The sequence below is a fragment of the Citreicella sp. C3M06 genome (assembly GCF_018860705.1).
Classification (GTDB): Bacteria; Pseudomonadota; Alphaproteobacteria; order Rhodobacterales; family Rhodobacteraceae; genus Salipiger.
Genome location: NZ_JAHKQA010000038.1, coordinates 31,841 through 43,980, shown reverse-complemented (window position 1 = coordinate 43,980; position 12,140 = coordinate 31,841). Strand labels below are relative to the sequence as shown.

10 protein-coding genes are annotated in these 12,140 nt (G+C 64.9%); 4 read left to right on the top strand and 6 right to left on the bottom strand.

The annotated features are described in order from the left end of the window. The first annotated feature begins 9 nt into the window (after nucleotides 1-9). Nucleotides 10-750 (top strand): SDR family oxidoreductase, encoded by a 741-nt coding sequence (locus tag KO516_RS07205; RefSeq protein WP_216003109.1) that lies wholly within the window; start codon nucleotides 10-12, stop codon nucleotides 748-750. 165 nt (nucleotides 751-915) lie between these two features. Here the strand turns inward: KO516_RS07205 and KO516_RS07200 are convergent, their stop codons facing one another. The 5 genes from KO516_RS07200 to KO516_RS07180 form a co-directional block, all read right to left on the bottom strand. Continuing rightward, complete coding sequence (locus tag KO516_RS07200) at nucleotides 916-1,671, bottom strand: ABC transporter ATP-binding protein (RefSeq protein WP_216003108.1); 756 nt, start codon at nucleotides 1,669-1,671, stop codon at nucleotides 916-918. Continuing rightward, complete coding sequence (locus tag KO516_RS07195; protein ID WP_216003107.1) at nucleotides 1,668-2,612, bottom strand: iron chelate uptake ABC transporter family permease subunit; 945 nt, start codon at nucleotides 2,610-2,612, stop codon at nucleotides 1,668-1,670. Before KO516_RS07195 ends, KO516_RS07200 begins: the two co-directional genes overlap by 4 nt. Next, nucleotides 2,605-3,537 carry an iron chelate uptake ABC transporter family permease subunit gene (locus tag KO516_RS07190; protein ID WP_216003106.1) on the bottom strand — a complete coding sequence of 311 codons (933 nt, stop codon included), beginning with the start codon at nucleotides 3,535-3,537 and terminating at the stop codon, nucleotides 2,605-2,607. The genes KO516_RS07195 and KO516_RS07190 overlap by 8 nt, the downstream gene beginning before the upstream one ends. Nucleotide 3,538: 1 nt before the next feature. Then, the gene (locus tag KO516_RS07185) at nucleotides 3,539-4,444 is read right to left on the bottom strand and encodes a siderophore ABC transporter substrate-binding protein (RefSeq protein WP_216003105.1); all 906 of its coding nucleotides are present in this window, start codon (nucleotides 4,442-4,444) and stop codon (nucleotides 3,539-3,541) included. Between the two features lie 158 nt (nucleotides 4,445-4,602). Further along, entirely contained in the window at nucleotides 4,603-6,045 is a 1,443-nt protein-coding gene (locus KO516_RS07180; RefSeq protein ID WP_216003104.1) for a cobyric acid synthase, read from the bottom strand. A 428-nt stretch (nucleotides 6,046-6,473) separates the two neighbouring features. Here KO516_RS07180 and KO516_RS07175 point away from each other — a divergent pair, with 428 nt between their 5' ends. From KO516_RS07175 to KO516_RS07165, 3 genes are all read left to right on the top strand, one after another. Next, nucleotides 6,474-7,628, top strand: a complete 1,155-nt coding sequence (locus KO516_RS07175; RefSeq protein ID WP_216003103.1) for a phosphoserine transaminase — start codon at nucleotides 6,474-6,476, stop codon at nucleotides 7,626-7,628. 83 nt (nucleotides 7,629-7,711) lie between these two features. After that, on the top strand, nucleotides 7,712-9,307 hold the full coding sequence (serA, locus tag KO516_RS07170; protein WP_216003102.1) for a phosphoglycerate dehydrogenase: 1,596 nt from the start codon (nucleotides 7,712-7,714) through the stop codon (nucleotides 9,305-9,307). 155 nt (nucleotides 9,308-9,462) lie between these two features. Next, nucleotides 9,463-10,182 (top strand): metallophosphoesterase family protein, encoded by a 720-nt coding sequence (locus KO516_RS07165; protein WP_216003101.1) that lies wholly within the window; start codon nucleotides 9,463-9,465, stop codon nucleotides 10,180-10,182. A gap of 1 nt (nucleotide 10,183) precedes the next feature. On the opposite strand, the gene KO516_RS07160 is transcribed toward KO516_RS07165, so the two are convergent. Further along, nucleotides 10,184-11,923 carry a SulP family inorganic anion transporter gene (locus tag KO516_RS07160; protein WP_216003100.1) on the bottom strand — a complete coding sequence of 580 codons (1,740 nt, stop codon included), beginning with the start codon at nucleotides 11,921-11,923 and terminating at the stop codon, nucleotides 10,184-10,186. Nucleotides 11,924-12,140: the final 217 nt, after the last annotated feature.

Sequence of the window (12,140 nt, the reverse complement as noted above, 5' to 3'; positions counted from 1 at the left end):
GGGGACGACATGAGATTGCAAGGCAAGAGCGCCATCGTGACCGGCGCAGGATCAGGCTTTGGCGAGGGTATCGCCATGCGCTTCGCTGCCGAGGGGGCGCAGGTTCTGGTGGCCGACATCAACCTCGAGGGCGCCGAACGGGTCGCGGCAGTCTGCGGCGGCGTGGCGCAGCGCGTCGATGTGGCCGATGGTGCCAGCGTCGAGGCGATGGTGGCGGCAGCGCAGGCCGGTTTCGGCAAGATCGACATTCTGGTGAACAACGCCGGGGTGACGCATCTGCCCGGGTTCATGGAAGAGGTGAGCGAGGCGGATTTCGACCGGGTCTTTGCGGTGAACTGCAAGTCGGTCTACCTGACGGCGCGGGCGCTGGTGCCGGCGATGAAGGCCGCGGGCGCGGGGGCGATCCTGAACGTGGCGTCTACGGCGGGGGTGTCGCCCCGGCCCAAGCTCAACTGGTACAACAGTTCCAAGGGCTGGATGAACACCGCGACGCGGGCAATGGCGGTGGAGCTGGCGCCCTTCGGCGTGCGGGTGAACGCGATCAACCCGGTGGCGGGGGACACGCCGTTGCTGGCAAGCTTCATGGGTGAGGACAGCCCGGAGATCCGCGCGAAGTTTCTGTCGACCATCCCGTTGGGGCGGTTCTCGACCCCTGAAGACATGGCGAACGCGGCGCTTTATCTGTGCTCGGACGAGGCGTCGATGGTGACCGGGGTGTGCATGCAGGTGGACGGCGGGCGCTGCATCTGAGGCCTTGCCCGGTGGCGAGGGGGGGTGGGGGCGCTGCCCCCGTCTCCTTGCGGAGACTCCCCCGGGATATTTTGCGCCAGAAGAAGAGGGGGCGACGGGCTGCGATTCCGGCTGTGTTGGGGCGTGGCTAGAGCCTGATGGGGGCGCGTTACGGGCTGCGCGCGTTCAGCGCGCGACCACCACCTTGCGCCCGCGGTGTTCGAGCAGTTCGAACGGCGTGTCGAAGACCTCGCGCAGGGTGTCTTCGGTCAGCAGGGCGGCGCTGGCGTCCTGCGCCACGATGCGCCCGTCCTTCATGGCGACGATATGATCGGCCCAGCCCGCCGCCGCGTTGATGTCGTGCAGCACGATCACGATGCTGCGTGCGCCGTCCCGCGACAACGCATGCAGCCGCGCCATCAGGTCGCGGGCATGGCGCGGGTCCAGCGCGTTGAGCGGCTCGTCCAGCAGCATCCACGGCGTTTCCTGCGCCCATGTCATCGCGATGAAGGCGCGCTGGCGCTGCCCGCCTGACAGGGTCGCGATGCTGCGGTCTGCCAGATCACTCAGGGCAAAGGCGACCAATGCGCGTTCCACCGCGTCGTGATCGGCCTGCGTGGGGCGACCCTGATGATGTGGCCAGCGGCCAAAGCTGACCAGTTCGTGCACCGTCAGGCGACTGACCAGCGCTGGGCTTTGCTGCAGCAGCGCCACGGCGCGCGCCCGGCTTCGCGGCGGTGCGGTAAACGGGTCCAGCCCGTCGATCCGCACGCTGCCGCAGGACGGCGATTCAAGCCCGGAAATACAGTGCAGAAGCGTTGATTTCCCCGCACCGTTGGGGCCGATCAGCGCGGTGATGCCGCCGCGTTCCAGCCGGGTCGAGACATCGTGCAGGATCTCGGTTCCGTCGACGACATAGCTCAGGTTCTGGACGTCGATCATCTGGGTCTCCGTTTGAGCACGAGGAAGAGGAAGGCCAGCCCTCCGAAGAATTCCACGATCACCGCCAGCGCCGAGGCGCTGCCGAGCAGCCGTTCGAACACGAATTGCCCCGCGACAAGGATCAGCGCCCCCAGCAGCGCCGCTGCCGGGATCAGCACCGCATGGCGGTGGGTGCCGGTCAGATGTCGTGCGAGGCTTGCCGTCAGCAGGCCAAGGAAGGTTACCGGGCCGACCAGCGCCGTCGAGACAGACACCATCGCCGCCATCAGCAGCAGCGCGATACGCACCATGCGGTCGTGATCCAGCCCCAGCCCGCGCGCGGTTCCGCGCCCCAATGCGCAGACATCCAGCGCCGGAGCGAGCCGGAGAGACACGGCCAGCGCGCCCAGCAGGACCACCGCAGACACGCCAAGCTGCCCCGGATCGACCGCGCCGAAGCTGGCGAACATCGCCTGTTGCACCACGGCGAAATCCGATGGGTCCATGAGGCGCTGGACCATCTCGGACGCGCCGCGCAGCAGCACACCAAGGATGATGCCGGTGAGGATCATCCGGGTGATGTCTTTCGCATCGCGCCGCAGCAGCAGCCCGAACAGCAGCACCGAGCCGAGGCCCATCGCGCCGACCTCCATCACGAAGCGCAGCCCCGAGGGGATCTGCGCAAAGCCGACGCCGCCAAGCGCTGTGACCAGCAGCGTTTGCAGCAGCACGAACAGCGCGTCAAAGCCGACGAGCCCCGGCGTCAGCAGACGGTTGCCCGCAACGGTCTGGAACAGCACGGTGGCAGCGCCGGTGGCGGCCCCGACGCAGACCAGCGCGCCCAGCTTTGCGGCGCGCAGTTCAAGGATGAAGCCATAGGGCGCACGGATCTGCCAGCACAGGAACGCGCCCGCGAGCAGCAGCAGCCCAAGGCCAAGCCAAAGCACCCGGCGCTCAGCCATGCCGCGCCCTCGGGGCGGCGTGCAGCAGCCACAAGAAGACCCCCGCGCCAAGCACTGCGATCACCGTCGCGGCAGGAATTTCAAACGGATAGCGCACTGCACGCCCGATCACGTCGGCGCCCAGCAGCAATGCGCCGCCACCGATGGCCACCATCGGCAGGTTGGCGCGCAGATTGTCGCCGCGCCAGCGCGCCACCAGATTGGGCGCGACCAGCCCGACGAAGGGGAAGGCCCCGACCGTCACCAGCACCAACGCCGTGATCACCGACACCACCACCAGCCCGAGGGCCCGCGTTTGCCGGTAATTCAGCCCAAGGCTGCGCGCCTGCGTCTCGCCCAGCCCGAGAATGGTGATCCGGTCCGCCACGAGATACAGCAGCCCGGCCAGCGCCGCGATCGCCCAGAGCCATTCGTATCGCCCCATCATGACACCGGAAAATTCACCCAGCCGCCACGCGCCAAGATATTGCACGAGATCCTCTGCCCAGGCGAACCAGATGCCGATGGCGCCAAGGATGCCTCCATAGACGATCCCGACAATGGGCAGCAGCATCGCGTCGTCGCGCGGCAGTCGTTTTGCCAGCGCCAGAAAGCCGATCATGCCGACCAGCGCGCAGGCGGCGGCGATCAGCATCTTGCCCGCCACCGCCATGCCGGGTGCGATCAGCGTCACCGCCAAAAGGCCCAGCATCGATGCCTCTGGCGCGCCGGTTAGCGAGGGTTCCACAAGGCGGTTCTGCACCACCTGCTGCACCACCACCCCGGCCAGCGCCAGCCCCGCCCCGGCCAGCAGCGCCGCCATGGTGCGGGGAATGCGGCTCACCAGCAGCAGCCAGCCGTCGCCCTCAAGGCTCGCCGCCCCAAGCAACAGGCTGACCGCGATCAGCGCCGCAAGCGCGGCAAAGGTGATGAGCCAGCCGCGCATGTCAGCCCTGCACGTCCGAAAACGCTTCGGTCAGCTGGTCCAGCGTGTGCATCATGGATTGGGCACCGCCCCCAGAGATATAGAGGGGCGCGGCATCAAGATACACGATGTGCCCATTCTGCGCCGCCTTGGTGCGCGCTACGATGGGGTTGTCGAGCGTCGCCTGCGCCGCCTCGCTACCCGCCTGAATCGCCGCGCCGCGGTCGATCACCAGCAGCCAGTCGGGATCGGTTTCAGCAAGGAATTCAAAGCTGATCGCCTGACCGTGGGTGTCGGCCTCCAGCCCCGGATGGGCTTGCGGCAGGCCGACCGCATCGTGGATCCAGCCAAACCGGCTGCCGGCGCCAAAGGCCGAGATCTTGCCGCCATTGGTCAGGATCACCAGCGCGTTGCCCTTGCCCGCAACCGCGTCGCGCGCGGCGGCCAGCTTGTCGTCAAGCTGCGCTTCGAGCGCTTGCGCCTGCTCTTCGCGGTTCAGCAGGGTGCCGAAGGCCTTGATGCGCGCGCGGGTCTGATCGACCATGCCGTTGCCCTGAATCGTCATGTCGATGGTGGGGGCGACGCGCGACAGCGGCTCGACCTGCGTGGCAGAGCGTCCCCCGGCGATAATCAGATCGGGGCCCATCACGGCCAGCGCCTCGAAATCCGGCTCGAAGAGCGTGCCGACGGTGGTCGCGTCCTTGGAGATTTCCTCGACGTTCTTCAGGTACAGCGGCGCGGGAAGCCCGGCGATCGGCTGGCCAAGCGCCGCGATGGTGTCGACCGAAGGCGCATCGAACACGGCGATGGTCTGCGGCGCTTGCGGCAGCGTGGCGGGGCCGGTGGCTGTTTCGATGGTGACGTCCGCGGCAAAGGCGGGCAGGGCGGTGGCACAGGCCAAAAGCCCTGCCAGAAGGATCGGTCGCATGGGCAAACTCCGGGTCGGGGAACAAAGGGCGTGGCATGGCCCGTCGGCCGGCTTCGCGAATGTTTCCTAGTGATAAGGTCGGGTATAGGCCGGTGGCAATCCCTTCCCTGACTTTTCCGATCAACTTTATGCAGGGACGGAATTCGCGATAGCGGGACTCATCTGGCGAGCGACAAGATCCCCGCGACATCCAGATGTCGTTCCATATGTGCCGCCAGATCGTCGAGCACGCGCAGCACGCCCGCATCGTATCCACCGCGACTGGCCACGCCGAATTGCGCCAGCCACGCGGCGCGAAAGCCATCGTCGCGGAACATGCCGTGCAGATAGCTGCCCTGCACCCGGCCATCGGCGCTGATCGCGCCTTCGGGCTGATCGTCGATATGGGCAAAGGGGCGGGCGCGGTCTGCACCGTCGCTGCGCCCGATGTGGATTTCATAGCCGCGAAACGGCTGCCCGCTGGCGGCATGGGTGGCGGTGGTTTCCGTCAGGCGCTTGTCACCGGTCATCACCGTGTCAAGCCGCAGCAGGCCGAGGCCTTGGGTGGTGCCCGCAGGCCCTTCGATCCCTTGTGGGTCAGACACGGTATCCCCCAGCATCTGGTAGCCGCCGCAGATCCCAAGCACATGGCCGCCGCGCCGCAGATGCGCCGCAAGGTCGATATCCCAGCCTTGCGCGCGCAGGAACGCAAGATCGCCACGCGTCGATTTCGTCCCCGGAATGATCACCACATCGGCATCGCCGGGAAGCGCCCGGCCCGGCCCGAGCATGGTCAGCCGCACGCCCGGTTCCTGCGCCAGCGGGTCGAGATCATCGAAATTGGCGATGCGCGACAGCGCGAGGCAGACGATGTGCAGCCCCTTTGCCCGCTTGGGCGTGGCGATATCAAAGGCGTCTTCGGCGGGTAGCTTCCACGCATCAGCGAACCACGGCAGCACGCCAAATCCGGGCCAGCCGGTGTGATCGGAGATCATCGTGTAGCCATCTTCGAACAGGGCCGGATCGCCGCGAAAGCGGTTGACGACAAAGCCGCGAATCATCGCGGCATCAGCATGATCGAGCACCGCCTGCGTGCCGACGATCTGGGCGATCACGCCGCCGCGGTCGATATCTGCGGCCAGCAGCACAGGCACATTCGCCGCCCGTGCAAATCCCATGTTGGCGATGTCGCGGGGGCGCAGGTTGATCTCGGCGGGGCTGCCCGCGCCTTCGACGATCACCAGATCATGCCGTTGCGAGAGCCGCCGAAAACTGTCGAGCACCGCCGTCATAAGACGCGGGCGCAGCGCGGCGTAGTTGCGCGCCTCGGCGGTGGCGATGCGCTTGCCCTGCACGATGATCTGCGCGCCGGTGTCGGTTTGCGGCTTGAGTAGCACCGCGTTCATGTCGCTGTGCAGCGGCAGCCCGCAGGCCAGAGCCTGAAGCGCCTGTGCGCGACCGATCTCGCCGCCATCGACGGTCACGGCGGCGTTGTTCGACATGTTCTGCGGCTTGAACGGCGCCACGTCGATCCCGCGCGCCCGCGCTGCCCGGCACAGCCCTGCCACCAGCAGCGATTTGCCGACGTTGGAGCCGGTACCCTGAATCATGATGGCTGGCATTCGCGTCTTCCTGTTCGGCTGATGGGCCGGTTCTGCTGACGGGGTAGCGGAGCGCGCCGCGCATCGCAATCCGGGGCGAGTCGTGGCGGTGTTGGGGTGGGCATTTCCCGTCAAAGCTGGGTTTTGTAACCTATCGGAAACCACAGATCCAAGATCTTTGTGATCCAGCGGTGCGGTGGTTTCACAAGAAACGGGCAAAATTCCGCATCCGTGTCAGCGGTCAGAAATCCACAATATAATTTACATATACAACGCCTTGTCATGTGTGATCACAAGCTGGATTGGGCTTTGAAACCCCTTGTCCAACCGGCAGGCGACCAAAAATGCAGCGCTGGACAAAACTCTTGCTTTTACCACGCGCGCCGCATAGGTGCAGCGGCGGGACACCCTTCCCCAACGAAGGGCATCTATCTGTAAGGTTAGGCTACATGGCTGACAAGCACCCCACCGCACGCCCGGCGAATCCGCGTTTTTCGTCTGGTCCCTGCGCGAAGATCCCCCATTTTACTGTCGACATGCTTGCGGATGCTGCGCTCGGGCGCTCGCATCGTGCCAAGATCGGCAAGGAAAAGCTCGCCGCTGCCATCGAAGGCACCCGCGAGATTCTGGGCATTCCCGCCGATTACAAGATCGGCATCGTTCCCGCCTCTGATACCGGCGCCGTTGAAATGGCGATGTGGTCGCTGCTGGGCGAGCGCAAGGCCACCATGGTTGCATGGGAAAGCTTTGGCGCTGGCTGGGTGACCGACGTGGTCAAGCAGCTCAAGATCGATGCCGAGGTCAAGACCGCCGAATATGGCGAGATCGTCGATCTTGCGACCGTGGATTTCGACACCGACGTGGTGTTCACCTGGAACGGCACCACCTCGGGCGTGCGCGTTCCCAACGGCGATTCGATCCCCGCCACCCGCGCTGGCCTGACCATCTGCGACGCCACCAGCGCCGCTTTTGCGCAGGATCTGCCTTGGGACAAGCTGGATGTGACCACCTTCTCTTGGCAGAAGGTGATGGGCGGCGAAGCGGCGCACGGCATGCTGATCCTGTCCCCCCGCGCGGTCGAGCGGCTGGAATCCTACACCCCCGCATGGCCGATGCCGAAAATCTTCCGCCTGACCAAGGGCGGCAAGCTGATCGACGGTATCTTCAAGGGCGAGACCATCAACACCCCCTCGATGCTGGCGGTCGAGGATTATCTCGTGGCGCTCGACTGGGCCCGCAAGATCGGCGGTCTGGCCAAGCTGCAAGAGCGCGCCGATGCCAACGCCAAGGTGCTGTGGGATTTCTGCGACCGTCATGACTGGATCGCCAATCTTGCCACCGATCCGGCGACGCGGTCGAACACGTCGGTTTGCCTCAAGTTCACCGACGCGCGCATCAAGGACGGTGCCGCCTTTGCCAAGGCCGTCGCCAAGAAGCTTGAAGAGTACAACGTGGCGCTGGACGTGGGCGCGTATCGCGATGCCCCCGCTGGCCTGCGCATCTGGTGCGGCGCGACCATCGAGGCGTCGGATGTCGAGGCGCTGACCCTCTGGCTGAAATGGGCGTTCGAGTCGGTGCTCGAAGAGCAGACCGCGACCGCCTGATCCCCGGATCATCCTTAAATTCCGCAACGGTGGGCCATCGACGGCCCACCGACCGCTCCCCCCATATCCAAAGGACCACCCCCATGCCCAAGGTTCTCGTTTCCGACAAGCTTTCCGAAACCGCCGTCCAGATTTTCCGCGATCGCGGCATCGAGGTCGATTACCTGCCCGACGTCGGCAAGGACAAGGACAAGCTGGCCGAGATCATCGGCCAGTATGACGGCCTTGCCATCCGTTCGGCCACCAAGGTGACGCCGTCGCTGCTGGAACATGCCACCAACCTCAAGGTCGTTGGCCGCGCTGGCATCGGCACCGACAATGTCGACAAGGAAGCCGCGTCCAAAAAGGGCGTGATCGTGATGAACACGCCCTTCGGCAACATGATCACCACCGCCGAACATGCCATCGCGATGATGTTCTCGGTGGCGCGGCAGATCCCCGAAGCCGATGCCTCGACCCAGGCTGGCAAGTGGGAAAAGTCGAAGTTCATGGGCGTCGAGCTGACCGCCAAGACGCTTGGCGTCATCGGTGCGGGCAACATCGGCGGCATCGTCTGTGACCGTGCGCGCGGCCTCAAGATGAAGGTCGTGGCCTATGATCCCTTCCTGTCGGAAGAGAAGGCCGCCGAGATGCAGATCGAGAAGGTCGAGCTGGACGTGCTGCTCAAGCGCGCCGATTTCATCACGCTACACGTGCCGCTGACCGATGGCACCCGCAACATCCTGTCCGCCGAGAACCTCGCCAAGACCAAGAAGGGCGTGCGCATCATCAACTGTGCCCGTGGTGGTCTGGTCGATGAAAAGGCGCTGGCCGAGCTGCTGAAATCCGGCCATGTCGCTGGCGCCGCCTTCGACGTGTTCGCCGAAGAGCCCGCCACCGACAACGTGCTGTTCGGCCTGAAAAACGTTGTGTGCACCCCGCACCTTGGCGCGTCGACCACCGAAGCGCAGGAAAACGTTGCGCTTCAGGTCGCCGAGCAGATGTCGGATTACCTGCTGACCGGGGCCGTGACCAATGCGCTCAACATGCCGTCGGTGACCGCCGAGGAAGCCAAGGTCATGGGGCCGTGGATCACCACCGCAGGTCATCTTGGCAACTTCATCGGCCAGATGACCGATGACGAGCCGATCAAGGCGATCAACATCCTGTATGACGGCGAAGCGTCGACGATGAACCTGCAGGCGCTGAACTGCGCGCTGATCGCGGGCATCATGAAGTCGATCAACCCCGAGGTGAACATGGTGTCGGCCCCGGCGCTGGCCAAGGATCGCGGCATCCAGATCGCCACCACCAATCAGGCGCAATCGGGCGTGTTCGAGGGCTATATCAAGGTGACCATCGCCACCCCGACCAAGGAACGCTCGATCGCGGGCACGGTGTTCAGCGACGGCAAGCCGCGCTTCATCCAGATCAAGGGCATCAACATTGACGCCGAGGTCGGCGAGCACATGCTCTACACCACCAACGAAGACATCCCCGGCATCATCGGCACGCTGGGCACCATGCTGGGCGAGCACAAGGTCAACCTTGCGAACTTTACCCTTGGCCGGTCGGTGCAGGGCGGCGAGGCTATCGCGATCGCGTATCTTGATGAGCCGATGAAGGACTCGGCGGTCGCGGCGCTCAAGGACACCGGGCTGTTCCGGCAGGTCAAGCCGCTGCATTTCGACGTGGCCTGACCCCGTCAGGGTCTGACTTTGGGGGCGCTCCTTTTGGGGGCGCCCTTTTTCGTGTCGTGTCCGCGGCGCCATATAGCGCTATCAATCCGGCGCGCCGCCCTTGTTCTGCGCTGCGGCATGACCAAGTATTATCGGGTCAGACAAGGACCAATCCGATGCAACCGATTTTCGCCGTAGGCGACGTTCACGGCTATCTTGATCAACTTCACATGGCGCTGGACACCATCGAGCGCGAGGGCGGCAAGGATGCGCCTATCGTCTTTACTGGTGATTTCGTCGACCGCGGCCCGGACAGCAAGGGCGTGATCGAGCTGCTGATGCAGGGGCAGGCAGAGGGCAGGCCGTGGGTCTGCATCATGGGCAACCACGACCGCTATCTGTTGCGCTATCTCGACTTTCTCGCCTTTCAGGACCGGCGCACCACGCGTCCGCTGTATTACACCGATCCGCCGATCGGCGGCGACAAGACGCTGGAGAGTTATGGCGTCGATACCGACGTGCGCCGCTGGCCCGAGGATATCCACGCCGACGCGCACAAGGCGATCCCGCAGGCGCATCTTGACTGGATCGCCGCGCTGCCGCGTCTGCACGAGACGCAGGACCAGATCTTCGTTCATGCCGGGCTGCGGCCCGGCGTGGCGCTGCACGATCAGGAAGAGAGCGATCTGCTGTGGATCCGCGAACCGTTCCTCAGCGATACCACCGATTGGGGCCGCGTCGTGGTGCACGGGCACACCGCCCTGCAAGCGCCCGAAGCCTATGTGAACCGCATCAACCTTGATGCCGGCGCAGGCTATGGCCGCCCGCTGGTGCCCTGCCTGATCGAGGGCCGCAAGGGCTTTGCCCTTGGCGCAGAGGGGCGACGCGCGCTGTAACTCACTGGGCGGCGGCGAGATCCTCGCCGCCCTTCAGCGCGACCCATGCATCATATTGCGACAGGAACACCTGCCCGGTCAGCGCATCGAGGAAATGCGAGCGTTTGAGCTTGTCCATCACCGGGCCCTTGACCTCGGTCAGATGCAGGTCGATGCCGTTTTCGCCAAGGCGGGTGTTCAGCTCTTCGAGGGTTTCCAGTGCGCTCATATCGACATCGTTGACCGCCGGGAACATCAGCACCACGTGGCGCAGATCATCGCAGATGGCGACCTTGCCCAGCACGTATTCCTCGAGAAAGCGGGCGTTGACGAAATACAGGCTCTCATCCACCCGCAGCGTCAGCACGTCGGGCAACGTGTCGACCTTGTGGCGCTTGACGTTGCGAAAGTGATGGGTGCCCGGCACAAGGCCAACCTCGGCCACATGCGGTTTCGACGTCTTGTAAAGATGCAGGAAGATCGACAGCAGCACCCCGGCCGAAACGCCGGTTTCCACCCCAAGCGTCAGCGTCAGAACGATGGTCGCGGCGACGGCGGTGAAATCGACCTTGCTGTAGACCCATGTCTTTTTCAGGATCGAGAAATCGACAAGGCTGAGCACGGCAACGATGATCGTCGCCGCCAGTGTTGCTGTCGGCAGGAAGAACAGCAGCGGCGTCAGCGCAAGGGTGGCAACGCCGATGCCGATGGCGGTATAGGCTCCGGCGGCGGGGGTTTCGGCCCCGGCGTCGAAGTTCACCACCGATCGTGAAAAGCCGCCGGTCACCGGAAAGCCGCCGGACATCGCCGAGGCGATGTTCGATGTGCCCAGCCCGATCAGCTCTTGATCGGGGCTGATGCGCTGGCGTCGCTTGGCGGCGAGCGTTTGCGCCACTGACACCGACTCCACAAAGCCGATGATCGAGATCAGCACTGCGGGCAGCAACAGCGTGCGCCACATCTCCACGTCGAACGACGGCGCAGACAGCGGCGGCAGGCCGGTCGGCACCTCGCCCACCAGCTTGACGCCATGGGCGCCAAGATCAAAGGCCCAGGCCGCCAGCGTCGTCAGCACCACGGCGGCAACCGGTCCGGCCTTGGCCCCGACCTCGGCCAGCTTTTTCGGCACCCCCAGCGAGACCAGAAGCGGCTTCAACCCCTTGCGGACCCAGAACAGGAACGCCGTCGCCAGCACGCCGATCACCAGCGTTATAAGGTTGGTCTGCCCAAGATGTTCAATCAGCGACGGCACCAGCTTCACCAAGGTCTCGCCGTGAGCATCGATTCCAAGGATGTGCTTCAGCTGAGACCCCGCGATCAGGATGCCCGAGGCGGTGATGAACCCGGCGATCACCGGATGGCTGAGGAAATTCGCGACAAAGCCCAGCTTCAGTATCCCCAGCAGTGTCAGGAATACGCCCGAAATGAAGGCCAGCGTGATCGCCGCGAGGGCAATGTCAGCCGGATCGGACAAGCCAAGCTGCCCAATGGCGGCGGCCGTCATCAGCGAGACCACCGCGACCGGCCCCACCGCCAGCGTGCGCGAGGTGCCGAACACCGCATAGGCCACCAGCGGCAGGATCGAGGCGTAAAGCCCCATCTCGGCGGGCAGTCCGGCCAGAAGCGCATAGGCCAGCGATTGCGGGATCAGCATGATGGTCACGATGATCGCCGCGACCAGATCCGACATGGCGGTGTCGCGGGTATAGCTGCGCGCCCAGCCAAGGATCGGCAGGTAGCTCGAGATTGGGGGTAGGGTCATCGGTTCGTCCTGGATTGGGCCGTGGCGGCGATCAGGGCCGCCGATGCCGCATATATATTCCAAATATAGAATTTGTGAAGCGCAAACACCGCGCCGGGTGGATATGCCGCCATGCAATCGAAACGCGGCCCTCGCCCAAGGGGCCAAAGCGGTTCGCCCGCCAAGATCGTATCAGGCCGGGCCACCGACCCGCGCGGCGCAGCATCGCCTTCCGACC

What these genes read in the sequence shown, in the direction of transcription:
- KO516_RS07185 (WP_216003105.1), bottom strand. Translation starts at nt 4,444, where the DNA reads ATGCGACCGATCCTTCTGGCAGGGCTTTTGGCCTGTGCCACCGCCCTG.
- KO516_RS07190 (WP_216003106.1), bottom strand. Translation starts at nt 3,537, where the DNA reads ATGCGCGGCTGGCTCATCACCTTTGCCGCGCTTGCGGCGCTGATCGCG.
- KO516_RS07160 (WP_216003100.1), bottom strand. Translation starts at nt 11,923, where the DNA reads ATGACCCTACCCCCAATCTCGAGCTACCTGCCGATCCTTGGCTGGGCG.
- KO516_RS07195 (WP_216003107.1), bottom strand. Translation starts at nt 2,612, where the DNA reads ATGGCTGAGCGCCGGGTGCTTTGGCTTGGCCTTGGGCTGCTGCTGCTC.
- KO516_RS07200 (WP_216003108.1), bottom strand. Translation starts at nt 1,671, where the DNA reads ATGATCGACGTCCAGAACCTGAGCTATGTCGTCGACGGAACCGAGATC.
- KO516_RS07180 (WP_216003104.1), bottom strand. Translation starts at nt 6,045, where the DNA reads ATGCCAGCCATCATGATTCAGGGTACCGGCTCCAACGTCGGCAAATCG.
- KO516_RS07175 (WP_216003103.1), top strand. Translation starts at nt 6,474, where the DNA reads ATGGCTGACAAGCACCCCACCGCACGCCCGGCGAATCCGCGTTTTTCG.
- KO516_RS07165 (WP_216003101.1), top strand. Translation starts at nt 9,463, where the DNA reads ATGCAACCGATTTTCGCCGTAGGCGACGTTCACGGCTATCTTGATCAA.
- KO516_RS07205 (WP_216003109.1), top strand. Translation starts at nt 10, where the DNA reads ATGAGATTGCAAGGCAAGAGCGCCATCGTGACCGGCGCAGGATCAGGC.
- serA (WP_216003102.1), top strand. Translation starts at nt 7,712, where the DNA reads ATGCCCAAGGTTCTCGTTTCCGACAAGCTTTCCGAAACCGCCGTCCAG.